The following is a 22,483-nucleotide window of genomic DNA, read 5'->3' on the forward strand; positions in this document are numbered from 1 at the left end:
TTATCGGCCCGACAGGGCCGACTTATCCAACTGGCTGGCCAACTGCTCGACGGTCTCCCGCTGCCAGGTCAGGTAGTCGGTGTCCTCGGGAAGGGTTTCGGTGACCGTGACGACCGGTACCGAGGCGCGGGTGGCGGCCTGGTGCAGCTGTTTGGTGACCGGGGTTTCGGTCTGCGGGTTGAACAGCAGCGCAGCCACTTCGCGGTTGGTGATCAGGTCGAGCATGGTGGCCAGGTCGGCCGGCGCGGGGTCGGCGTCTTCTTCGATCGCGTTGGTAAATCCCTCGGGGGTCTTGTCGGTGATGCCCGCATTGGCGAGCAGGTAGTGCGCGACGGGTTCGGTCGCCACCACCGACGCATCGGGATGGGCCTGTCCGATGGCCCGCTCACTTGCCAGGATCGCGTCGGCACCTGCGCCGAATGCGGCGGCGTTGGCGCGGTAGGCGTCGGCGTTGTCAGGGTCGCTCTCGGCGAGCCGGTCGGCGATGCGGGCGGCGACGACCCGCGCCGTGGCGGGGTCGTAGAAGACGTGTTCGTTGGCCGACGGCCGCGGGTCGGCGCGTAGCGAGTACGCGTCGACGGTCGCCACGTCGGGGTTGTCGGCCAGCACCTCGTCCACCCAGTGGTCGTAATGGCCGCCGTTGTAGACCACCAGCGACGCGTCGGTGATCGCGGCGGCGTCGGCGGGGGTGGTCTGGAACGAGTGCGGGTCGGCGACGGTGCCGGTGACGATGGAGGTGACGGTCGCGTGTTCGCCGGCGACGGCGTCGGCGACGCTGCCCCACACGTCGGTGGAGGCGACGACGGTGACGTTGCCGTCGTCTTCTGCAGGCGGTTGGGTGCACCCGGCCAGCCAGACCGTCATCGCCACGGCCGCGACGGCGGCCACCGCTGCACGCATGCGCAACTCCTAAGACATCCAGATAACAATGAAAACCGTTTCCAAAAACCTTAACCCACGGTAGCCGGGAACGCGCAAGTCGATCGGCTAACGTGGCAGAGCATGTCAAGGAGTCCCGCGCCCAGGCGGCGTGCGACCCTGGCCTCGCTGGCCGCCGAGCTCAAGGTCTCGCGCACCACGGTCTCCAACGCCTACAACCGCCCCGACCAGCTGTCGGCTGACCTGCGGGAACGCGTGCTCGCGACCGCGAAGCGGTTGGGCTACCCGGGCCCTGACCCGGTGGCGCGCTCGCTGCGCACCCGCAGGGCCGGCGCCGTCGGTCTGATGATCACCGAACCGCTCAACTACTCGTTTAGCGATCCGGCGGCCCTGGACTTCGTCGCCGGGCTCGCGGAATCGTGTGAAGAGGCCGGTCAGGGGTTGCTGCTGGTGGCGATCGGGCCGAACCGCACCGTCAGCGAGGGGTCGGCCGCGGTGCTGGCGGCGGGCGTCGACGGCTTCGTGGTGTATTCGGCCTCCGATGACGATCCGTACCTGCCCGTCGTGCAGCAACGGCACCTGCCGGTGGTGGTCGTGGATCAGCCCAAGGATGTGCCGGGTCTGTCGCGGATCGGCATCGACGACCGCGGCGCCATGCGCCATCTCGCCGAGTATGTTGTGGGCCTTGGCCATACCGAGATTGCTTTGTTGACCATGCGGTTGGACCGCGACTGGCCGCACCGACCGTCGCAGCCGACGGTGGCCGATCCGCAGCGGTTGGGCATGCCGCACTTTCACGTGCAGCGCGAGCGAATCCAGGGTGTCTACGACGCGATGACGGCCGCCGGGCTGGACCCCGCGTCGCTGACGGTGGTCGAAAGCTATGAGCACCTGCCGACGTCGGGCGGCGCGGCCGCCGAGGTTGCGCTGGCGACCAACCCGCGGGTGACCGCGCTGATGTGCACCGCCGATGTGCTGGCGCTATCGGCGATGGACTACCTGCGGGCCAAGGGCATCTACGTGCCGGGCCAGATGACGGTGACCGGCTTCGACGGGGTGCCCGAGGCCCTGCGGCGCGGCCTGACCACCATCGTGCAGCCCAGCATCGAAAAGGGCCGTCGCGCCGGTCGGCTACTGCACCATCCGCCGCGATCCGGGCTGCCGGTCGTCGACGTGCTCGACACCGAGGTGGTGCGGGGCCGCACCAGCGGTCCGCCCGCCTAGAGCGCGCGCAACTCGGGGGTGTCGCGCCACACGTCGATCATCGGTGCGACGGCTTCGACGAGCATCGGCAGTTCGGGCGCCATCGCGAGCGCGGCGACGATGCCCAGCCGGGCCGCCGCCTCGGTGACCCGCAGCACCCCCTGGTCGAGCGGACGCAACCCGAGCGCGACGGCTGCCGCGTCGTACGTCGCGACGCCGTCCGGCCCGACCAGCGCCAGATCGGATTCGACCGCGCCCACCGTGACCAGTTCGAAGTCCGACCACAATTCACCGTCGGCCGTGGTGATCATGTTGTGGTAGGGCGCATCCCCGTGAATCGCCTGCAGGTTGACGCCCGGGAACGCCGCGGCGAACATGGCGCGGGAGGTGAGCATCGGGCCGATCAGCGCCCACTCCCGTTGTGCGCGAACAAGATCCGATTCAGGGAGCAGATCGTCGCGGTGTTGCAGGGCGGCCAGCCCGTCGGGAATGTACTTGCCGAAGGGTGTCCAGAACCCGAGATCACCGTCGTAGTCGCGCAGCGCGGCGTGCAGCCTAGCGGTTTCTTTGATGCGCGTAGCCATTTCGGGTTCGACGTCCGGCAGCTGTTCGACGAACTGCCAGAACGTCATCGAAAACCCGTCGCGACGAACGGGTTTGGTCGGAACCAGCGGGCTCGGCGGTACCACCGGATGGCCGCGTTCGGCTAGCCAGCCGGCCACCGCGAGTTCGGCGCGCTGCTGGGCGGTCTGGGCTTGCGGAAATTTCGCGTACGACGGCGGCAGCACGGTCGGTACCCGCACCACCACAGGCGACGGCGCCAGGTGCACGACGACCGAGAACGCCTGGTAGAGGATCCGGGCATCGTCGACCTGCAGTCCCAAGTCGGCGCCCGCCGCCGCCGCGGCCGACACCGCCCGCGCGGTACGGGCGGCGATCTGATCGGGGGTGAGCACGACGCCTAGCGCGCCGACTTTGGCGCCGAGGTCGACGCAATGGTGAGTTTTACTCGCACTTTTCCGCCCGTTTGTCCCTTTCGGCAAGGAGAAACTGCAGCGCGGCGGCGACGTCGTCGGGTGAGTCGACGCGGTAGTTCGCCAGCGACTCGCCCGGGCCCACCTTCACCCCGACGTCGGAGTCACCCAACCGGCGAAACACCTTCTCGTCGGTGACGTCGTCACCGAAATACACCACGGCCGAGGCGTTTTCCTGCTCACGCAGGATGTCGAGCGCCAGCCCCTTATCGGTCTGGATCACCGCGAACTCGAGCACCGCCTTACCCTCGGTGGCCTGCGCATCCCACGACCCGGACGCCGCGCGCGCCGCATGCAGCGCCGCCTCCCCGTCAGCCGTCGACGCGTTGCGCACGTGCAGCGCGACGCTGGCCGGCTTGGTTTCGACTGTCACGCCGGGTTTGTCGGCTGCGATCGCGTTCAGTTCCGCGGTGATGCGATTCAGCAACGCGTGGTCGATGTCATGGGTGAACCCGGACGTGAACTCGGCGCCGTGGCTGCCGACCAGGTGCACCGACGACGCCTGCGCATACCCCGACAGGCCGCGCAGCACCTCCAAGGCGCGCCCGGAGATCAACGCCGCCGCGGTGTCGGGCAGTGCCGCGAGGCGGTCAAGGGCATCGGCGGCGTCGGCCAGCGGGCGGGCATCGGGCGGGTTGGCGACGATGGGGGCCATGGTGCCGTCGAAATCGGACGCGACCAGCAGTCGCGGCACGGCGGCGGCCGCGGTCAGCGCACGCTGCAGGTCGGCTAAAAGCACGCCTAGATCTTAGGGTGCTCGCCGTCGCCGATGAGCAGTCGCACCGCAAGGTCCAGGCGCTTGGCCACGTCGGTCGCCGAGGCGCGCCGCGTCAGCCACGCCAGCAGGTTCGACAGCCACACATCCGAGATGACCCGCGCGATGTGGTACTGGTCTTCGGTCGGTTCACCGTCGCTCATGGCGCGGGCGAACATCGAATCCATCAGCTTCCCGACGTGATCAACCTCACCGGCCGCCGATGCGTCTGCGAACACGAACGCGCGCGTCATCGCCTCGGTAAGCAGCGGGTTGCGCTGCATCGCGCGGTTGAGCTTGCCCACCATGATGTTCAGCCGCTGATACGGCGTTCCGCCGGTCAGCGTCGAACGGTCGGTTTTGGCGTCGATGCGTTCGAACTCGCGGCCCAGCGCCGAGACCAGCAGATGCACCTTCGACGGGAAGTAGCGGTAGAGCGTGCCGACCGCGACGTCGGCGCGTTCGGCGACCGCGCGCATCTGAACCGCCTCGTAGCCGCCTTTGGAGGCGATCGCCAGCGTGGCGTCGAGGATGCGCTTGCGGCGCTCCCGCTGGGCTTCTGAGCCGAGTTCGGACTCGGCGAGCACTGCCACGTTCAGCACCTGCCGCGGCCGCGAACCCGACCCTGGCTCAGGGTTGGGACGTGCGGGCGACGGCGGGCCGGACATGCGGCAGTTGACTCCTTCATCTTGCGTGCTCGCGGAAAACGATACGCATGCAGATCCCCATTTTCTCACCTCAGCGCACCGACGGCACCGACGTGTGCTGCTGTAATGGCGGTCGACTTGACGGTCGAACGCTGGCACTATTAGAACACGTTCTAGTGAGGAGCACCGCCTTCTCGCCCAAACGCTAGGAGTCTCGGTGTCGGTGTCGTCCAATCAGACCGTTGCTGACGAGCAGCTTGCCGCGCGTGAACTGGTTCAGAGCTGGGCCGCGAGCTCGGGAGCGATCGAGGCCGCACGCGACGTCGAGCACGGTAACGCCGACGCCTGGCGGCCGGTGTACGACAAGTTGGCCCAGCTAGGCATATTCGGCGTGGCGTTGCCGGAGGAACACGGCGGCGCCGACGGAACGGCCGAGGACTTGTGCGCGATGATCGACGAGGCGGCCGCCGCGCTGGCGCCCGGGCCGGTTGCCACCACGGCGTTGGCCACCCTGGTCATCGAGCGCTCGGATCTGCTGCAGGCGCTGGCGTCCGGTGAGCGGGTGGCCGGGGTCGCGTTGTCGGCTGACCTGCACCTCGACGACGGCCGGGTGTCGGGGACCGCGGAGTACGTGCTCGGCGCCGACGCGTCCGCGGTGCTGGTGCTGCCGGCCGGGGACGCGTTCGTCGTGGTCGACGCCACCGCGCAGGGGGTGTCGATCGAGGCCCTGAAGGCCACCGATTTCTCCCGGCCGCTGGCACGGGTGGTGCTGGATTCGGCGCCGGCCGAGACGCTGGGCGCGTCGCGCCAGCGCGTCGCCGACCTGGCCGCGACGGTGCTGGCCGCCGAGGCCGCCGGGTTGGCCCGCTGGGCGCTGCGGACCGCGACCGAGTACGCCAAGGTGCGTGAGCAGTTCGGCAAGCCGATCGGCAGCTTCCAGGCCGTCAAGCACATGTGCGCCGAGATGCTGCTGCGTTCCGAGCAGGCGTCGGTGGCGGCCAGGGACGCCGCGCGAGCCGCCGCATCCGAAGCCGACGAACAGCAACTGTCGATCGCGGCCGCGGTGGCCGCGGCGGCAGGCATCGACGCGGCAAAGGCCAACGCCAAGGACTGCATCCAGGTGCTCGGCGGCATCGGCATCACCTGGGAGCACGACGCGCACCTGTACCTGCGCCGCGCCTACGGCATCACGCATTTCCTCGGCGGCGCGCAGCGTTGGCTACGGCGCATTTCGGCGCTCACCCAGCAGGGAGTGCGTCGCGAACTGCACATCGACCTCGACTCCGTCGCCCACCTGCGACCCGAAATCGCCTCCGCGGTGGCCGAAATCGCGGCGCTGCCGGTCGACAAGCGTCAGGCCGCGTTGGCCGCAGCGGGCCTGCAGGCGCCGCACTGGCCGCGTCCGTACGGCCGCGACGCCGGGCCCGCCGAGCAGTTGCTGATCGATCAGGAACTGGCGGCCGCCGACGTCGTACGCCCGGATCTGGTGATCGGATGGTGGGCCGCACCAACGATTCTCGAGCACGGCAGCCCGGAGCAGATCGAACGGTTCCTGCCGCCCACGCTGCGCGGCGACCTCATCTGGTGCCAGCTCTTCAGCGAGCCCGGCGCGGGTTCGGACCTGGCGGCGCTGCGCACGAAAGCCGAACGCGTCGACGGCGGCTTCAAACTCACCGGCCAGAAGGTGTGGACCTCGGCCGCGCAGAAGGCACACTGGGGTGTCTGTTTGGCAAGAACCGATCCGGATGCGCCAAAACACAAGGGCATCACCTACTTTCTCGTCGATATGACCTCGCCGGGCATCGTCATCCGGCCCCTGCGCGAGATCACCGGCGACGAACTGTTCAACGAGGTGTTCTTCGACGAGGTCTTCGTCCCCGACGAGATGGTCGTCGGGCAGGTCAACGACGGTTGGCGCCTGGCCCGCACGACGCTGGCCAACGAACGGGTCGCGATGGCGGCAGGTACGGCGTTGGACAACCCGATGGAGGAACTGCTCAAGACGGTGGCGACGCTGGATTTCGATGCCGCCGAACAGGACCGGCTCGGGGCGTTGATCGTGGCCGCGCAGGTCGGCGCGCTGCTGGATCAGAAGATCGCCGAGCTCGCGGTCAGCGGCCAGGACCAGGGTCCGCAGGCCAGCGCCCGCAAGCTGATCGGTGTGCGCTACCGCCAGGCGCTGTCGGAGTTCCGGATGGAGCTGTCACCGGGTGGCGGCGTCGTCGAGAACGACACCGTGCATGACTTCTTGAACACGCGGTGTTTGACCATCGCCGGCGGCACCGAGCAGATCCTGCTCACGCTGGCCGGCGAGCGGCTGCTGGGGCTACCGCGCTAAGCGGGGTTCAACGGGCTTGCACCGGCGGAACATTCGGGAACTGAGCGACCGGTCCGCTCGGGCCTGCGGCTCCCTCCCGCTGACACAGGTATTCGTCGAGGCCATGTGGACCATGCGCGACGCACGTCCACACCGAGCCGTCCGGCAGCGTGCATGAGAATCCGGCGCTGCCGCTCGCCACACCCTCTTGGCACAGGGATCGAAGTATGAAGCCCGAGAAGACTCGCGTCTCTGTGACGTCGTCGTCCTGCTTGGGTTCTGCGGGAGCCGGCGCCGGCGCCACAACGAAGCCGGTAACCAGCAGGGCAGCGACGGCCGAGCCGATCGCGAATGGGTTGTTCATGATCTGCGATCTTTCGGTTGAAGTCGTTAGTACGACGGCTGCGTGGCTACGGCCCGCCGATTCCGCCGGCGCCGTCAGAACCACCGTTGCCGCCCTGGCCGCCCGCGCCACCCGCACCGTTGTTGGTGGTGGCGTTGCCGGACGCGCTGCCGCCGGTTCCGCCGTTTCCGCCGTCCCCGCCGAACGTGCCGCCGGGGCCCCCGTCGCCGCCGTCGCCGCCGGTGGCTACGGCCCCGAAGAATGTTCTCGCGTCGCCGCCGTGACCGCCGCCGCCACCCGTACCTCCGAAGGCGCCACCGCCGCCGCCGATCCCGCCGTCACCGCCGGTGACATTTCCGCGCTGAGCGGCCGCCTCGCCGCCGTCGCCGCCCGTGCCGCCGGTGCCGCCGAGCACACCTCCGTTACCACCGCTCCCGCCTGTGCCGCCGGTGGCTCCTCCGCCGCCGATGGCGCCCGTGTTGCCGCCGTCGCCTCCTGTGCCGCCGTCGCCGTCTAGGAAGCCGTTGCCACCGCGTCCGCCCGTGCCGCCGCTGGCATCTCCGTCGCCGTATGTCACCGCGTTTCCGCCGGCGCCGCCTTGACGCGCGACCAACCCGTCGCCGCCGTCGCCGCCGTCACCGCCGATGGCGTTGCCCTCCTGCGAAACTGCCAAGCCGCCGGCACCGCCGAAGCCGCCGGCACCGTCGAGCAAGCCGCCTCGGCCACCGTCTCCGCCGTCGGCGCCGAGGGCATCAGAGTCGATCGCGACGGGCAGGTCTTGGTCGCCGGCGCCACCGGCGCCGCCGTTGCCGCCGGTGCCGATCAGGCCGGCGTCACCGCCATTGCCGCCGTCACCGGCTGAGTTGATGAGTAGGCCGGCGGCGTTGTAGCTGGCGGCTCTGCCGTTCCCGCCGTCACCGCCATCGCCGAAAAGACCGCCAGCGCCGCCGTTTCCGCCGTCGAGGGCGGCTTCGGCTATCCCGCCGCCGCCCAGCAGAACGAGCTCACCGTCGCCGCCGTCCCCGCCGTTGCCGAAGAGGAAACCCGCGTTGCCGCCGTCACCGCCGAGGGCGCCGTCGCCGCCGTCGCCCCACAGCAGGCCGCCGTTGCCGCCGCGACAATCGGCCGTGCATGCCGGGTCGAGAACCAGCGCATCGAGGCCGTCGCCGATCAACCACCCGCCCGGCCCGATGAGCGGCCGGACCTGCCGAGGCGCCGCGGGCAGGGCGGTGGGAACGGCTCCGGCCGGCCCGACCAGCGGGTCGGTCAGCCACCATGGCCACAGGTCTTCCGCCGGTGACAACGGGGCCGACGACGTGGTGGACGTCGGCCCCATCTCGGCCGCTGCCGGCGCCGAGCACAACAGCACGCCGACCCCGACGATCGCTGCTCCCGTTGCGCCGCTGGCGATATAGTGCGTCCTGGTGTCGTAGGCCATGGCGGTCACGGTATGACCCCCGCCCGCGAGGCCGCGTCGACCGGACTGACCAACTCTGCGTCCGCGCCATGGTGCGTTTTGACCACGGCGCCCGCGGACTGCACGGATTTTTCGGCGGTGATCTTGACCTTGAGCCCACCGCGGAGGGTGTCGAGGTTGACGCAAACACGCTCGGCGGCGGCAACCAGGGCGTCGAGCCGCTTCTGATCGGTTTTCTCATCCGCCGCCAGATGTACTGTGCACGTGAGCGACTCGAACCCGACCCGGACGCTGCGGTCGATATTGAGACATCCTCGAACGTCGAGTTCGCCACCGACCTCCACCTCGAGGGCGGTGAGCCTGACCCCGAGTAGGTCGGCGACCATCCGGATCGATCCGTCCGCGCACGCTGCGAGTGCTGCGCACAGGAGGTCGCCCGGGTTGGGCGCGTCGTGCAGCCCTCCCACGTGGCGGTCGAGCCCGAAGCGCAGCGATACGCCGTAGCCCGTCCCGATTTCGACCTCGCCGTGAAATGGGTCGCTCGGCGGGATGCGTGCGGCCGAGGTTCGTGCCGCTTTGTGGGTGAGCGCCTCGATTGGGCTATCCGCATAGCGCCGCCGCAGTGGCTTCTGCCGCTCGCCGACGATCGAGTTTCGGATTTGCGTTGTCATCTGCTCGTCTCCCTCGACGATGCTGTCCCGGTGTGGCCACTCGTCGACCAGCGCCTTTACCGGGAAAAGCACGAGCGTGCTTTATTTTGACGAGGGTAGCACGGTCGTTCTTTTATGCTCAAGGGCGTGCAGAAGAACAATGTTCTGGGGCCGAAGGGGCAGCGGACGCGCGCGGCGATCCTGGCCGAGGCGGCGCGCCTGGCCACGGTCGAGGGGCTGGAGGGCCTTTCGATCGGTGGGCTCGCGGACGCGATCGGCATGAGCAAGAGCGGCCTGTACGCGCACTTCGGCTCGAAGGTGGACCTGCAGCTGGCGACCATCGAATCCGCGCGGGAAACGTTCATCGCCGAGGTGCTGCTTCCGGCCCTCGAAGCGCCGGCAGGAGTCAAGCGATTGCTCGCCGCATGTGAGGCGTTTCTCTCGCATATCGAACGCCGGGTGTTTCCTGGCGGATGCTTCTTCGCCGCTGCGGCGGCCGAGTTCGGCACCCGGCCCGGCACGGTGCGCGATGCGGTCGCTGCCCAGCAACGTGATTGGATCGAACTACTGGTGCGGCTCGCCCGCAAGGCGGTCGACCTCGGCGAGCTTGCCGCGGATGTCGACCCGGCTCAACTGAGTTTCGAGCTCAACGCGGTGCTCGTCGCAGCCAATACGGCGTTCATCCTTCATGGCGACGCGACCGCCTTCGAGCGGGCTCGGACCGCCGTTCGAAACCGCCTGGTTTCTGGAGGCGAGGTCAGCTGAAGGCGGCCTGCGCGCAGGCGTCCGGGGAGGTGAGGTTCACGCCCGCGTAGACCACCTGGATGTGCGCGCACACGATCAACGGCACGTCGGTGCGCGGTGTGCCCGTGCGCGCGTCGACCGGCCAGGTCTGTCCGTGCAGACGGAACTTTTCCGGTGGTCCACCGCCGAAGTAGATGGTGGTGAACTCCATGTCGGTCAGCGACTTGAACATCCGGGTGTTGGGCGCGTCGGATTTGGCATCCACGTAGACGGAGCGGTCCATCGTGCGCAACGTGGTGGTCTGCCGCGCCCACAGGTCGCCGGGGAAACCGCGAATGCCTTCGGGCGCCCGTAGCTGGGCGCGGGTGTCGAAGAAACATGTACCTTCGGCCGCAATGCAATTGGCGCTGGCTTCAATCTCCAGCGATGTGGCCGCGTCGACGGGTATGGATGCGGTGGCAGTGTCGACCGCTGCCGTCGCCGTCGTGGTCGGGGAGACCAGCGCGAGCGCCAACGCTGTTGCCGGGATCGCTCCGAGTAAGCCGCCCAAGCACTTCACAATTCTCCCTTCGGTGCGGCGAATGCTAGCCCGCCGGCTACTCGTCGTAGGTGACTTCGACCGAATCCGACCGTGGTTTGGCCTGGCAGCCGAGGATCAGACCCTCGTCGAGGTCGGACTGCTCGAGCACGTCGTTGACCTCCATCTCGACCGCGCCGTCCTTCTTGAGCACCGCGCACGCCCCGCAATGACCTTCGCGACAGGAGAACGGCGCGTCCAGCCCCTTGTCCAGCAACACGTCGAGCAGTTTGGCGTTGCGCGGCCAGGCAACCTGGTGGGTCTGGCCGTCGAGCGTGACGATCGCGGTGGCCGGGCCCTCGTCGCTGTCGTCGTCCTCGATCACCACCGCCGCGAACGGGTCGGATTCCAGCGACTTGAACACCTCGATGTGGATCCGACTGGTATCGGCGCCCGCGTTCTGCAGCGCCTCCTCGGCAGCGGCCATGAACGGTGCGGGCCCGCAGATGTAGGCGTCGCGTCCGACGTAGGGCGCGATGATGCCCGCCAGCGCCGCGGCGCTCGGCAGCCCCTGCACGCTGACCAACCAGTGCACAACCGTGAGCCGGTCGGGGTACTTGGCGGCCAACTCGCGCAGCGCCGCGCCGAAGATCACCGAGTCCTCGTCCTGGTTGGCGTAGACCAACACCACCTTGCCGCTGCCTTCGGCCAGCGCCGACTTGCAGATAGACAGCATCGGCGTGATCCCGCTGCCCGCGGCGAGCAGCAGAAAGTCGGCGTCGAGCGTCTTGGGAACGAACGTGCCCGACGGGGCGAGCACGTGGATCTTCATGCCCGGGTGGGCGTGGTCGCAGAGCCAGTTGGACGCGTAGCCGCTGTCGGTGCGTTTGACGGTGACCGTCATCGGATCGCCGGTGAACGGTGAGCTGCACAGCGAGTAGCAGCGCGCCACCGAGCCGGTGCGCTCGCTGGGCACCCGCAGCGTCAGAAACTGACCGGGTGCATAGCGCAGCCGTTCGGCGGGAATCTCGGCGCCGTCGGGGACGCGAAATACCAGCGACCGCGCGTCGGGGGTCTCCTCGACCACCTCGGCCACTTCGAGCTCGAGCACGTGGCTGCCGAGCGGCTCATCGGTCACGGCCGTCTACCCTTTCCTGGGACCAACAACTGCCCATAATTAGAACAGGTTACAGAAATGCATGTGTGCAGGTCTAGCTGCTGCTGGTGCGCTGTACTCGACATGAATCGTAACGTGTTCTAATCTCTGTCTAACGGTCTGCTCTTGCACAAGCGCTCATCGGCAGGTCCTTAGCTCTCGGGAGGCAAACCAGTGACGTCCATTGAACAGCGTGATGTGCAGTCGGTCCTAGCCGGTATCGACGATCTGCTGCCGTTGATCGCCAAGCGCGCGCAGGCCACCGAAGATCTGCGTCGCCTGCCCGACGAGACCGTCGCCGAACTCGACGAGGTCGGCTTTTTCAAGCTGCTGCAGCCCGAACAGTGGGGCGGGTTGCAGTGCGACCCCACACTCTTCTACGAAGCGGTCCGCCGGCTGGCCAGCGCGTGCGGATCCACCGGGTGGGTGGCATCGATCGTCGGTGTGCACAACTGGCACCTCGCGCTGTTCGATCAGAAAGCCCAGGAAGAAGTCTGGGGTGAAGACCCCACCGTGCGGGTCTCGTCGTCGTACGCGCCGATGGGTGCAGGCCAGGTGGTCGACGGCGGCTACCTCGTCAACGGCTCGTGGAACTGGTCGTCGGGTTGTGATCACGCGACGTGGACGTTCGTCGGCGGGCCGGTGATCAAGGACGGCCGCCCGGTGGACTTCGGCAGCTTTTTGATTCCGCGCACCGAATACGACATCGACGACGTCTGGCACGTGGTGGGACTTCGTGGAACGGGAAGCAACACGCTGGTGGTCAAGGACGTGTTCGTGCCGACGCACCGCTTCCTCTCGTACAAGGCGATGAACGACCACACCGCAGGCGGTCTGCAGAACAACACCGCACCGGTGTACAAGATGCCTTGGGGCACAGTGCATCCGACGACCATCTCGGCGCCCATCGTGGGGATGGCCTACGGCGCATACGACGCCCACGTCGAGCACCAGGGCAAGCGGGTGCGCGCCGCGTTCGCGGGTGAGAAGGCCAAGGACGATCCGTTCGCCAAGGTCCGCATCGCCGAAGCGGCCAGCGATATCGACGCCGCGTGGCGTCAGCTGATCGGCAACGTCGGCGACGAGTACGCGCTGCTGCAGGCCGGCCAAGAGATCCCGTTCGAACTGCGCGCCAGGGCCCGACGCGATCAGGTGCGTGCGACCGGTCGCGCCATCGCCTCGATCGACCGCCTCTTCGAGGCCTCCGGCGCCACCGCACTGAACAACGACGCTCCGGTGCAACGGTTCTGGCGTGACGCACACGCCGGACGTGTGCACGCCGCCAACGATCCGGAACGGGCGTATCTGATTTTCGGAAACAACGAGTTCGGCCTGCCGCCGCAGGACACGATGGTCTGATGACCTCCTTCGCCGCCGAAGCTGCCCAACAGCAAGAGATCACCTTCGAGTCGACGTCGCGCTTCGCCGACGTGCGCGGCAAGGGTCCCGCGATGCGGCTGCACTATCACGAGGCCGGGGTCGGCAACGGTGAGACCGTTGTGCTGTTGCACGGTGGCGGACCCGGCGCGTCGAGCTGGTCGAACTTCGGCAAGAACATCGCCGTGCTCGCCCAGCACTTCCACGTGATCGCCGTCGATCAGCCCGGCTACGGTCACTCCGACAAGCACACCGAACACGAGCAGTACAACCGCTACAGCGCCACTGCGCTGCTGGATCTGTTCGACCATCTCGACATCGAACGTGCTGCACTGGTGGGTAATTCGCTCGGCGGCGGTACCGCGGTGCGGTTTGCGCTCGACAACCCCAAGCGCGCGGGCCGGCTCGTGTTGATGGGACCCGGTGGGCTGAGCGTGAACCTGTTCTCACCCGACCCCACCGAGGGCGTCAAGCTGCTCGGGAAGTTCACTGCCGAGCCCACGCGTGAGAACCTGGAGAAATTCCTGCGCATCATGGTCTACGACCAGAGCCTCATCACGCAGGAGTTGATTGACGAACGCTTCGCGATCGCCAGCCAGCCCGAGTCGCTGGCCGCCGCCAAAGCGATGGGTAAATCGTTTGCAGGTGCGGACTTCGAGCTCGGCATGATGTGGCGCGAGGTGTACAAGCTACGCCAGCGGGTACTTCTGATCTGGGGTCGTGAGGACCGCGTCAACCCACTCGACGGCGCGTTGGTAGCCCTCAAGCAGATTCCCCGGGTGCAGTTGCACGTCTTCGGGCAGTGCGGACACTGGGCCCAGCTGGAGAAGTTCGACGAGTTCAACAAGCTGACGGTGGATTTTCTAGGAGGCGGGTCGTGAGTATCCGGTCACTGGGCTATCTGCGGATCGAGGCCACCGATGTCGCGGCTTGGCGTGAGTACGGGCTCAAGGTGCTCGGCATGGTCGAGGGTAAGGGCACGACTGACGGCGCCCTCTACCTGCGGATGGACGACTTCCCGGCGCGCCTGGTCATCGTGCCGGGCGAACACGACCGGCTGCAGGTCTCGGGCTGGGAAACCGCGAATGCCGCAGCGCTGCAGGAGATCCGCAACCGCCTCGACGTGGAAGGCACCCCATACAAGGAAGCTACCGCCGCCCAACTGGCCGACCGCCGCGTCGACGAGATGATCATCTTCGACGACCCGTCGGGCAACACGCTCGAGGTGTTCCACGGAGCAGCGCTCGAACACCGCCGCGTGGTCAGCCCCTACGGTCATAGGTTCGTCACCGAGGAGCAGGGGCTCGGGCACGTGGTGCTGACCACCCGCGACGACGCCGAGTCACTGCACTTCTACCGCGACGTGCTCGGGTTCTCGCTGCGCGACTCGATGCGGTTGCCGCCGCAACTGGTCGGTCGGCCCGCCGACGGGCCACCGGCCTGGCTGCGCTTCTTCGGCGTCAACCCGCGCCATCACAGCCTCGCCTTCATGCCCGGCGAAACACCAAGCGGCATCGTGCATCTGATGGTCGAGGTGGAGAGCAGCGACGACGTGGGCCTGTGTCTGGACCGGGCACTGCGACGTAAGGTGCCGATGTCGGCGACGTTGGGTCGGCACGTCAACGACAAGATGCTGTCGTTCTACATGAAGACCCCCGGCGGCTTCGACGTCGAATTCGGTTGCGAGGGCCTGCAAGTCGACGACGAGGGCTGGGTCGCGAGGGAGAGCACCGCGGTCAGCCTGTGGGGTCACGACTTCAGCGTCGGTTTCAAGAGCTAGTGTCCGCAGAAACGTTGGACCCGCGCACCTTTCGCAGTGTGCTCGGCCAATTCTGTACCGGTATCACCGTGATCACCACCATGCACGAAGAGGTGCCGGTCGGCTTTGCCTGCCAGTCTTTTGCGGCGTTGTCGCTGGACCCGCCACTGGTGTTGTTCTGCCCGACCAAGATGTCGCGGTCGTGGCAGGCGATCGAGGCCAGCGGCAACTTCTGCGTGAACGTGCTGCATGAGAATCAAAAGGACGTCTCGGCGACGTTCGGCTCCAAGGAGCCCGACAAGTTCGCCAAGATCGATTGGTACCGCTCCGAACTCGGGTCACCTGTGATCAAGGAAACACTGGCACACATCGACTGCACGGTGCACACGGTGCACGACGGCGGTGACCATTATGTGGTGATCGGCGCGGTGCACTCGCTGTCTGATGCCCCGCAGCGAAAACCGCGGCCGCTGCTGTTCTACCGAGGCCAGTACACCGGTATCGAGCCCGACAAGACGACGCCGGCGCAGTGGCGCGACGACCTGGAGGCGTTTCTCACCGCCACCACCGACGACACCTGGCTCTAAATACACCCCGCGGCACAGGGGTCCGCGACCGGCAGCGACTCGGGCGGTGGCGCGTGCGGGTCCGCCGGCGGCAGCTGTTCGGTGAGGTCGACGTCGTGGTCGAGGTTCGGCGCGATCGGGATCACGTTACAGATGAAACTCAGGGCGAACTCGCACGGTGGCGGGCCCGGCTGTGCGCCGGCCGGAGCCGACGAGAGCGCTGCCGTGACGGCCACCGCCGCCGCGGTGATCAGCGCTTTGGTGAACACCGGCTCACTGTAACGCCTGTTCGCCGATGAAGTCGATGACCGTCGCGGCCACCTCGGCGTGCATGGTGTCGTTGAGGACGTCGTGGCGGGCTCCCGCGAACTCCGCGATCCGCAGCGCCTCGATCTGTTCGGCGTAGGCGCGCACTGGCCCGATCGGCGCGATCGGATCGTTGACGCCGTGCACCGCCAGCGTCGGCACCGCGAGCTTCGGCAGATCGGAACCGAACCGGTCCCACGCCCAGTCGAGCTCCCGGGTCAGGGTCGCACCGTCGGCGTCGACGAACACCAGCGGGTCGTTCTCCAACGAGTCGAGATAGAAGGGGTCTGAGGACAGCCAGCCTGGATCGAGCTCGACAGAAGTGTCGCTGTCGAGCAGGTCGGGCATCGGCACCAGCGGCGCACCGGAGATGACGCCGGCCCGAAACCGGTCGGGCTGGTTCAGCAGGCGGAACAACATGACGACCGATCCGAACGAGTGGCCCTGCGCGATCAACGGCAACCCGGGCTGGTGCTTCTCGGCCAGCTCGGTCAGCGCGTCGGCCAGCGCGGAGCTGTCTTTGATCGAGCCGAAGTCGCCGCGCGGGCCCGGGCTGAGGCCGTGGCCGAACTGGTCCACCGCCCACAAGTCGATGCCCGCCGCGTTCAGCGCGAAACCGTAACGGTGATAGAGCCCGGTGTGCTCACCGAATCCGTGCAGAAAAGCCACGACGGCACGAGGCTCGGCGGCGGGCCAGTGGCGGTAGTAGGCCCGGCCCTTCGGATGGTCGATGAACGGCATGGACTGACTGCAGCAAGTCTCGCGGTGAAGCGCAAGCCCCTGCGGTGGTCAACCTCGGCCGAGAAGAACGTCGCGCTGGTCGGTCATCTGGGCGCGGATGGCGTCGACGACGGCGGCGACCTCGGGTCTGCGTAACGTCTCGGCGCGCGCGACGAGCCAGTAGGTCAACTGGACCGCGACGGCGCGCGGCAGGACTCGCACCAGATCATCATGGCGGTCGGCCATGAAGCAGGGCAGCAGACCCAGGCCGGCGGAGGCTCGCGTCGCCTCGACGTGTACGAAAACATTGGTGGAGGTCACAGATTCGCGCATCGTCGGGGCGAAGCTGGTCGCCACGTCGAGGTCGTCCACCTGCAGCATGGCGTCGATGAAGTAGATCAGCGGAAAACGGGACAGGTCCGCGATGCTCATCGGTATGCCGTACGCACGCAGGTATTCGCGCGCCCCGTACAGGCCGAGGCGGTAGTCACCCAGTTGAATCGCCTTGGCCCGGTGCACCTTCGGCTCGCCAACCACTATCTCGACGTCCAGGCCCGAACGCTGCTGGGTGGCCGGCCGGGTGGTGGCCACGATCTCGACGGCGACCCGTGGGTGCTCGCGCTGGACGTGGGCAGCGGCCGGCGCGGCGATGTAGGCCGAGAAGCCATCGGTGGCCGAGATCCGCACGACGCCCTCCAGGGTGCGCTCGCCGCCGCTGTCGACGCTCAGCGAGCGCACGGCGGATTCGACCGCTTCGGCAGCCGACAACGCCTCGCGGCCGAGGTCGGTCAGTTCCCAGCCACCCGCGCCGCGGGTCAGCACCCGCCCGCCGATCGACTGCTCGAGTGCGGCGATGCGCCGAGAAATGGTCGTGTGGTTGAGCCCGAGTTCCTCGGCTGCGGTGGTGTAGCGGCCGGAGCGGCCGACAGCCAGCAACACCAGCAAGTCGTCGGCGCTCGGACGACCACTCGACGCCGTCATGGTGTGCATTTTTGCAGATCGGCGCTGCATGTTTGGCTATTGCGGGGGAACGAACCTGCATGAATACTCACAGCGGGTCTGTGCCCACGGTCACAAGCAGAGGAGCGCCGGATGAGCATCGCGGAAGAGCCGAAGCCGCAGCCCGCTGGTTCCGGTGCGGTACCGACCGGCCTGAAGCGGGTGGTGGTCGCCTCGATGGCCGGCACGGTCGTCGAGTGGTACGAGTTCTTTCTATACGCCACCGCGGCCACGCTGGTCTTCAACAAGGTGTTCTTCGCCGAGGGCACCAGCGAGGCCGCCGGGCTGATCGCCGCGCTGCTGACCTACGCCGTCGGGTTCGTCGCGCGGCCGCTCGGCGGCGTGGTGTTCGGACACTTCGGTGACAAATACGGCCGCAAGAAACTTCTCCAGTTCGCGATCCTGCTCGTCGGCGCCGCCACCTTCCTCATGGGTTGCCTGCCGACCTACGCGCAGATCGGGGTATGGGCGCCAATCCTTCTGGTGATCCTGCGGTTCCTTCAGGGCTTCGCGGTCGGCGGCGAATGGGGCGGCGCGGTGCTGTTGGTCGCCGAGCACAGCCCGAACGACAAGCGCGCGTTCTGGTCCAGCTGGCCGCAGGCTGCGGTGCCCGTCGGCAACATGCTGGCCACCGTCGTGCTGCTGATCCTGACGCAGGTGCTCTCCGAGGCGTCCTTCCTGTCCTGGGGCTGGCGGATCGCCTTCTGGCTGTCGGCGGTCGTGGTGCTCATCGGCTACTACATCCGCACCAAGGTCTCCGACGCACCGATCTTCGTGGCCGCTCAACAGGAGGTCGAGCGGGCCAAAGCAGCGTCCTACGGTGTGGTCGAGGTGTTGAAGCGTTACCCGCGTGGGGTTTTCACCGCGATGGGACTGCGCTTCGCCGAGAACATCATGTACTACCTCGTCGTCACGTTCTCGATCGTCTACCTCAAGACCCACGTCGAGGCGGACACGAGCGACATCCTGTGGTGGCTGTTGGTCGCGCACGCGGTCCACTTCGTGGTCATCCCGCAGGTGGGACGGTTGGCTGACCGCTTCGGGCGCCGGCCGGTGTATATCGTCGGCACGATCGCCGCGGCCAGCTGGGGTTTCTTCGCGTTCCCCATGATGAACAGCGCCAACTACCTGCTCATCATGGGCGCCATCATCACGGGCCTGGTGATCCACGCCCTGATGTATGCGCCGCAGCCGGCGCTGATGGCCGAGATGTTCCCGACCCGTATGCGGTATTCCGGCGTCTCCCTTGGATATCAGGTCACCTCGATCGTGGCCGGCTCGTTGGCGCCGGCCATCGCGACCTGGCTGCTGGACAGGTTCAACTCGGCGGTTCCGATTGCGCTGTATCTCGCGGGCGCGGCGGCGATCACCTTGGTGGCCGCCCTCCTCACCCGCGAAACCAACGGAATCGACCTGGAGGCCCTCGATCAGGCCGACCGCGACGCGCTGGCGAAGGCGGATCAGCAATGACCGATCTGGACGGCCGGACCGCACTGGTCACCGGCGCTGCGAGCGGAATCGGCGCCGCATGTGCCCGCGCGCTGGCCGCGCGCGGCGCACAGGTCACCGTCGCAGACCTCAACGCCGACGGTGCTGAAACCGTTGCGGGCGAAATCGGTGGAAAGCCTTGGGTCGTCGACCTTTCGGATGTCAGCGCGCTGGAGGATCTGCAGTTGCAGGCCGACATCCTGGTCAACAACGCCGGCGTGCAGCACGTCAGCCCAATCGAAGACTTCCCGCCCGAACGTTTCCGGTTCATCCTGGCGCTCATGGTCGAGGCGCCGTTCCTGCTGATCCGCGCCGCGCTTCCGCACATGTACGGCCAGAAGTTCGGGCGGATCATCAACATCTCGTCGGTGCACGGGCTGCGCGCCTCCGAGTACAAGAGCGGCTACGTCACGGCCAAGCACGGGCTGGAAGGTCTTTCGAAGGTAACTGCGCTGGAGGGCGGTCCGCACAACGTCACCAGCAACTGCATCGACCCCGGATACGTGCGTACTCCGCTGGTCACCAAGCAGATCGCCGACCAGTCGCGCCGCCACGGCGTCCCCGAGGATAAGGTGGTGGAACAAATTCTGCTGAAGGAGAGCGCGATCAAGCGGCTGGTCGAACCGGAAGAGGTTGGCTCCCTCGTGGGTTGGCTCGTTTCACCGGATGCGGGGATGGTGACGGGGGCGTCGTACTCGATCGACGGCGGCTGGAGCGCCCGATGACCGAGACCGTGGCCGCGCAGTGGACACCGACCGCCGACGACATCGCGACGGCCCGGATCACCGACTTCGCCCGATTCGTGCAGCAGCGAGTCGGCACACCTTTCGAGGACTACCAGTCGCTGTGGCAGTGGTCGGTCGACGAACCTTCCGCGTTCTGGGCGGCGCTGTGGGACTACTTTGAACTCGGCGACCGACCGGACACGGTGTTGGCCGCCGAGACGATGCCGGGTGCGCAGTGGTTTCCCGGCGCCAAGCTGAACTACGTCGACCAGGTGATACGCAACGCGCGCACCGACCGACCGGCCATCCTGCGCGTGGCCGAGGACGGTTCGACCGAGGAAGTATCGTGGGCTGAACTTCTCAGCCGGACAGCTGCTTTCGCGCATCGGCTGCGGGAGCTGGGCGTCGGAGCCGGCGACCGGGTGGTCGGATATCTGCCGAACATCCCTGAAGCGATCATCGCGTTTCTGGCGACCGCGAGCATCGGTGCGGTATGGAGTGCATGCGGGCAGGATTACTCGGCCAAGGCGGCGTTGGACCGCCTCGGTCAACTCGAGCCCACCGTGTTGGTGACCGCCGACGGATACCACTACGGCGGGAAGTTCCACGACAAGAGTGCCGACATCGCGGCCATGCAGGCCGGCCTGCCCGCGCTGCGGGCCACCGTGATGGCAAGGGAGCTGAACAGCTCGACCGACCTGGACAAGCTGACCACCACCGCCGTGGACTTCGACCATCCGCTGTGGATCCTGTTCTCCTCGGGCACCACCGGGCTGCCCAAGGGCATCGTGCACGGACACGGCGGTGTGCTTCTCGAACACCTGAAAGCCACTGCGCTGCAATGTGATATCGGACCGGACGACACGTTCTTCTGGTACACCAGCCCGAGCTGGATGATGTGGAACTTCCAGGTCGCAGGATTGCTGGTCGGGTCCACCATCGTCTGCTACGCGGGCAGTCCCAGCTCGCCGCGCCCGGACGCGCTGTGGGATATCGCCGCACGTGTGCAGGCCACCGTCCTGGGGACCAGCCCCGGCTACGTGCTGGGCTGCGCCAAGGCCGGCGCGGTGCCCCGGAACGACCACGATCTTTCGGCGCTGCGCACGGTCGGCATCACGGGTTCCTCACTGCCGCCGTCGACGTCACTGTGGTTGCGCGACAACGTCGGTGAGCACGTGCAGGTCTCGTCGATCAGCGGTGGCACCGATGTGGTGTCGGCGTTTATCGGCGGTGTGCCCACCGTGCCGGTCTGGCCGGGGGAATTGTCCGCACCTTACCTCGGGTGTGCGCTGGACGCGTGGGATGAGTCGGGAAACCCGGTGCGCGATGAGGTGGGCGAACTGGTGATCACCAAACCCATGCCGTCCATGCCGATCAGGTTCTGGAACGACGACGACGGATCGCGTTACCACAGTGCATATTTCGAGACGTACCCCGGCGTGTGGCGGCACGGTGACTGGATCACGATCACCGAGCGCGGGAGCATCGTCGTGCACGGTCGGTCGGACTCCACGCTGAACCGGCACGGCATCAGGATGGGCAGCGCCGACATCTACCAGGCCGTCGAACGGATTCCGGAGATCGCCGAGGCGTTGGTCATCGGCGCCGAACAGCCCGACGGTGGCTACTGGATGCCGCTGTTCGTGGTGCTCGCCGGCGACGCCGAGCTCACCGACGAACTGGGCGACCGCATCAAGAGCACCATCCGCACCGAGGTCTCACCGCGGCATGTGCCCGACGAGATCATCGTCGCGCCAGGGGTGCCGCATACCCGCACGGGCAAGAAGCTCGAGGTGCCGATCAAGAAGCTGTTCCAGGGGGCCGACTCGGCGAAGGTGGTCGAACGCAGCGCCGTGGACGATCCGGCGTTGCTGGACTGGTACGCCAACCTCAAACGCTGATCTTTTCTTGTCGGCTCTGAAGTGTCGGTGGGGCCGTCTAGTGTCGAATGTATGTTCGAGTCGGTGTCGGATGTGGAGCTGGTCGACTTCATGGGTGAGGAGACCCGTGAGGAGTCGGCGGCGATGGGTCGGCGCCTGGCCGCGGTCGGTGAGTTGTTCGCTCGCCGTGAGCGCGAGTATCAGGAAGCCAAGTTCTACTTCACCGATGTAGTTGCCGCGGTGGCTGCGGAGATCTCGCCGATCCAGAACATCAGCCATGCCCGCGCGGTGTATCAGGTCGGGCTGGCCAGGACGTTGCGTGACCGGCTGCCGCGGATCGCCAAGGTGTTCATCAGCGGGGTGATCGACTTTCGGATGGTCAACACGATCGTCAACCGTACCGAAAACGTCGAGGACGAGGTGATCGGTGAGCTTGATGAGGCGTTGGCGCGCCGGGTGCACAAGTGGATGAAGCTGTCCACGCCCAAGCTGCGTGATCGGCTGGATATGTGGGTGGCCAAATTCGATCGGGCCGCGGTGCGGGTGCCGCCGAAAGTCGATGAGGATCGCTGCGTGGAGATTCATCCTGGCGATACCGCGGGTATGGCGATCTTGTGGGGCACCCTGCATTCTGCCGATGCCGCCGCGGTCGATCAGCGGCTGGATGCTTTGGCTGACACGGTCTGTGAGAACGATCCGCGCACCAAACGCCAGCGTCGCGCCGATGCCTGCGCACCGGCGGTCCGCGGTGAAGCGGTGCTGGCGTGCCAATGCGGATCCCCAGATTGTCCGGCACAAGCATCACGACACGCTGCAACGGCGGCGGTGATCCATGTGCTGGCGGAACAAGGCACCCTCGACGGCAGCGCCGACACCCCGGGTTATCTGCCCGGTTTTGGGGTGTTGCCGGCCGAGTCGGTGCGTGAGCTGGCCCAGAGCGCGACGGTCACACCGCTGCAGGTACCCACCGACGCCGCGCCGGATCCGGGGTATCGGCCCAGC

23 protein-coding genes are annotated in these 22,483 nt (G+C 67.3%); 11 read left to right on the forward strand and 12 right to left on the reverse strand.

What is annotated here, in order from left to right; all coding sequences use genetic code 11:
* Positions 1–900, reverse strand: coding sequence for a metal ABC transporter solute-binding protein, Zn/Mn family (locus ABQE44_RS15805; RefSeq protein WP_448391969.1), 900 nt, complete (start codon positions 898–900; stop codon positions 1–3).
* Positions 901–1,002: 102 nt separating this feature from the next.
* Between ABQE44_RS15805 and ABQE44_RS15810 the strand changes: the two genes are divergently transcribed.
* The gene (locus tag ABQE44_RS15810; RefSeq protein WP_448430747.1) at positions 1,003–2,103 is read left to right on the forward strand and encodes an Rv3575c family transcriptional regulator; all 1,101 of its coding nucleotides are present in this window, start codon (positions 1,003–1,005) and stop codon (positions 2,101–2,103) included.
* Here ABQE44_RS15810 and ABQE44_RS15815 read toward each other — a convergent pair.
* From ABQE44_RS15815 to kstR, 3 genes are read right to left on the reverse strand one after another with little or no spacing between them, the layout of a single operon-like run.
* Positions 2,100–3,038, reverse strand: coding sequence for an aminoglycoside phosphotransferase family protein (locus ABQE44_RS15815; protein WP_448391971.1), 939 nt, complete (start codon positions 3,036–3,038; stop codon positions 2,100–2,102). The two genes, ABQE44_RS15810 and ABQE44_RS15815, sit on opposite strands and share 4 nt — an antisense overlap.
* Positions 3,039–3,087: 49 nt before the next feature.
* Positions 3,088–3,855 (reverse strand): trehalose-phosphatase, encoded by a 768-nt coding sequence (gene otsB, locus ABQE44_RS15820; protein ID WP_448430749.1) that lies wholly within the window; start codon positions 3,853–3,855, stop codon positions 3,088–3,090.
* A gap of 2 nt (positions 3,856–3,857) precedes the next feature.
* Complete coding sequence (gene kstR, locus ABQE44_RS15825) at positions 3,858–4,538, reverse strand: cholesterol catabolism transcriptional regulator KstR (protein WP_448391973.1); 681 nt, start codon at positions 4,536–4,538, stop codon at positions 3,858–3,860.
* A gap of 196 nt (positions 4,539–4,734) precedes the next feature.
* Between kstR and ABQE44_RS15830 the strand changes: the two genes are divergently transcribed.
* Positions 4,735–6,855 (forward strand): acyl-CoA dehydrogenase family protein, encoded by a 2,121-nt coding sequence (locus ABQE44_RS15830; RefSeq protein WP_448430751.1) that lies wholly within the window; start codon positions 4,735–4,737, stop codon positions 6,853–6,855.
* A gap of 7 nt (positions 6,856–6,862) precedes the next feature.
* On the opposite strand, the gene ABQE44_RS15835 is transcribed toward ABQE44_RS15830, so the two are convergent.
* From ABQE44_RS15835 to ABQE44_RS15845, 3 genes are read right to left on the reverse strand one after another with little or no spacing between them, the layout of a single operon-like run.
* On the reverse strand, positions 6,863–7,198 hold the full coding sequence (locus ABQE44_RS15835; protein WP_448391975.1) for a hypothetical protein: 336 nt from the start codon (positions 7,196–7,198) through the stop codon (positions 6,863–6,865).
* A gap of 46 nt (positions 7,199–7,244) precedes the next feature.
* Positions 7,245–8,615, reverse strand: a complete 1,371-nt coding sequence (locus ABQE44_RS15840; protein ID WP_448430753.1) for a hypothetical protein — start codon at positions 8,613–8,615, stop codon at positions 7,245–7,247.
* Between the two features lie 5 nt (positions 8,616–8,620).
* Positions 8,621–9,337 (reverse strand): OsmC family protein, encoded by a 717-nt coding sequence (locus ABQE44_RS15845; protein ID WP_448430755.1) that lies wholly within the window; start codon positions 9,335–9,337, stop codon positions 8,621–8,623.
* 42 nt (positions 9,338–9,379) lie between these two features.
* Between ABQE44_RS15845 and ABQE44_RS15850 the strand changes: the two genes are divergently transcribed.
* Complete coding sequence (locus tag ABQE44_RS15850; protein WP_448391978.1) at positions 9,380–10,009, forward strand: TetR/AcrR family transcriptional regulator; 630 nt, start codon at positions 9,380–9,382, stop codon at positions 10,007–10,009.
* Here the strand turns inward: ABQE44_RS15850 and ABQE44_RS15855 are convergent.
* Positions 10,002–10,550, reverse strand: a complete 549-nt coding sequence (locus ABQE44_RS15855; protein WP_448430784.1) for a hypothetical protein — start codon at positions 10,548–10,550, stop codon at positions 10,002–10,004. The genes ABQE44_RS15850 and ABQE44_RS15855 overlap by 8 nt on opposite strands.
* A gap of 34 nt (positions 10,551–10,584) precedes the next feature.
* Positions 10,585–11,643, reverse strand: coding sequence for a 2Fe-2S iron-sulfur cluster-binding protein (locus ABQE44_RS15860; protein WP_448430757.1), 1,059 nt, complete (start codon positions 11,641–11,643; stop codon positions 10,585–10,587).
* Positions 11,644–11,835: 192 nt separating this feature from the next.
* On the opposite strand from ABQE44_RS15860, the gene hsaA reads away from it, so the two are divergent.
* The 4 genes from hsaA to hsaB are packed head-to-tail and all read left to right on the forward strand — an operon-like array spanning position 11,836 to position 15,384.
* Positions 11,836–13,020, forward strand: a complete 1,185-nt coding sequence (gene hsaA / locus ABQE44_RS15865) for a 3-hydroxy-9,10-secoandrosta-1,3,5(10)-triene-9,17-dione monooxygenase oxygenase subunit (protein WP_448391981.1) — start codon at positions 11,836–11,838, stop codon at positions 13,018–13,020.
* A complete protein-coding gene (hsaD, locus tag ABQE44_RS15870; RefSeq protein WP_448391982.1) occupies positions 13,020–13,919 on the forward strand; it encodes a 4,5:9,10-diseco-3-hydroxy-5,9,17-trioxoandrosta-1(10),2-diene-4-oate hydrolase in 900 nt (299 codons plus the stop codon). Before hsaA ends, hsaD begins: the two co-directional genes overlap by 1 nt.
* Positions 13,916–14,818 carry an iron-dependent extradiol dioxygenase HsaC gene (gene hsaC, locus ABQE44_RS15875; RefSeq protein WP_448391983.1) on the forward strand — a complete coding sequence of 301 codons (903 nt, stop codon included), beginning with the start codon at positions 13,916–13,918 and terminating at the stop codon, positions 14,816–14,818. The genes hsaD and hsaC overlap by 4 nt, the downstream gene beginning before the upstream one ends.
* Positions 14,818–15,384 carry a 3-hydroxy-9,10-secoandrosta-1,3,5(10)-triene-9,17-dione monooxygenase reductase subunit gene (gene hsaB, locus ABQE44_RS15880; protein WP_448391984.1) on the forward strand — a complete coding sequence of 189 codons (567 nt, stop codon included), beginning with the start codon at positions 14,818–14,820 and terminating at the stop codon, positions 15,382–15,384. The genes hsaC and hsaB overlap by 1 nt, the downstream gene beginning before the upstream one ends.
* Here hsaB and ABQE44_RS15885 read toward each other — a convergent pair.
* Genes ABQE44_RS15885 through ABQE44_RS15895 form a run of 3 tightly spaced genes read right to left on the reverse strand, consistent with a single transcriptional unit; the run spans position 15,381 to position 17,370 of the window.
* Positions 15,381–15,632, reverse strand: a complete 252-nt coding sequence (locus ABQE44_RS15885) for a fibronectin-binding protein (protein WP_448391985.1) — start codon at positions 15,630–15,632, stop codon at positions 15,381–15,383. The genes hsaB and ABQE44_RS15885 overlap by 4 nt on opposite strands.
* A gap of 4 nt (positions 15,633–15,636) precedes the next feature.
* A complete protein-coding gene (locus ABQE44_RS15890; protein WP_448391986.1) occupies positions 15,637–16,410 on the reverse strand; it encodes an alpha/beta fold hydrolase in 774 nt (257 codons plus the stop codon).
* 48 nt (positions 16,411–16,458) lie between these two features.
* Complete coding sequence (locus tag ABQE44_RS15895; protein ID WP_448430759.1) at positions 16,459–17,370, reverse strand: LysR family transcriptional regulator; 912 nt, start codon at positions 17,368–17,370, stop codon at positions 16,459–16,461.
* Positions 17,371–17,481: 111 nt separating this feature from the next.
* On the opposite strand from ABQE44_RS15895, the gene ABQE44_RS15900 reads away from it, so the two are divergent.
* The 4 genes from ABQE44_RS15900 to ABQE44_RS15915 all read left to right on the forward strand — a co-directional run.
* Positions 17,482–18,858, forward strand: coding sequence for an MFS transporter (locus tag ABQE44_RS15900; protein WP_448430761.1), 1,377 nt, complete (start codon positions 17,482–17,484; stop codon positions 18,856–18,858).
* Positions 18,855–19,601, forward strand: coding sequence for a 3-hydroxybutyrate dehydrogenase (locus ABQE44_RS15905; protein ID WP_448430763.1), 747 nt, complete (start codon positions 18,855–18,857; stop codon positions 19,599–19,601). Before ABQE44_RS15900 ends, ABQE44_RS15905 begins: the two co-directional genes overlap by 4 nt.
* Entirely contained in the window at positions 19,598–21,502 is a 1,905-nt protein-coding gene (locus ABQE44_RS15910) for an acetoacetate--CoA ligase (RefSeq protein ID WP_448430765.1), read from the forward strand. Before ABQE44_RS15905 ends, ABQE44_RS15910 begins: the two co-directional genes overlap by 4 nt.
* A 51-nt stretch (positions 21,503–21,553) precedes the next feature.
* Positions 21,554–22,483, forward strand: a 930-nt coding sequence (locus ABQE44_RS15915) for a DUF222 domain-containing protein (protein WP_448430767.1), incomplete at its 3' end; no start/stop codon positions are given.

The sequence above is a fragment of the Mycolicibacterium sp. XJ2546 genome (assembly GCF_053483195.1).

Coding starts and splice junctions, on each gene's coding strand:
- ABQE44_RS15805 (WP_448391969.1), bottom strand. CDS start 900: ATGCGTGCAGCGGTGGCCGCCGTCGCGGCCGTGGCGATGACGGTCTGG.
- ABQE44_RS15810 (WP_448430747.1), top strand. CDS start 1,003: ATGTCAAGGAGTCCCGCGCCCAGGCGGCGTGCGACCCTGGCCTCGCTG.
- kstR (WP_448391973.1), bottom strand. CDS start 4,538: ATGTCCGGCCCGCCGTCGCCCGCACGTCCCAACCCTGAGCCAGGGTCG.
- ABQE44_RS15835 (WP_448391975.1), bottom strand. CDS start 7,198: ATGAACAACCCATTCGCGATCGGCTCGGCCGTCGCTGCCCTGCTGGTT.
- ABQE44_RS15840 (WP_448430753.1), bottom strand. CDS start 8,615: ATGGCCTACGACACCAGGACGCACTATATCGCCAGCGGCGCAACGGGA.
- ABQE44_RS15850 (WP_448391978.1), top strand. CDS start 9,380: ATGCTCAAGGGCGTGCAGAAGAACAATGTTCTGGGGCCGAAGGGGCAG.
- hsaD (WP_448391982.1), top strand. CDS start 13,020: ATGACCTCCTTCGCCGCCGAAGCTGCCCAACAGCAAGAGATCACCTTC.
- ABQE44_RS15890 (WP_448391986.1), bottom strand. CDS start 16,410: ATGCCGTTCATCGACCATCCGAAGGGCCGGGCCTACTACCGCCACTGG.
- ABQE44_RS15895 (WP_448430759.1), bottom strand. CDS start 17,370: ATGACGGCGTCGAGTGGTCGTCCGAGCGCCGACGACTTGCTGGTGTTG.
- ABQE44_RS15900 (WP_448430761.1), top strand. CDS start 17,482: ATGAGCATCGCGGAAGAGCCGAAGCCGCAGCCCGCTGGTTCCGGTGCG.
- ABQE44_RS15905 (WP_448430763.1), top strand. CDS start 18,855: ATGACCGATCTGGACGGCCGGACCGCACTGGTCACCGGCGCTGCGAGC.
- ABQE44_RS15910 (WP_448430765.1), top strand. CDS start 19,598: ATGACCGAGACCGTGGCCGCGCAGTGGACACCGACCGCCGACGACATC.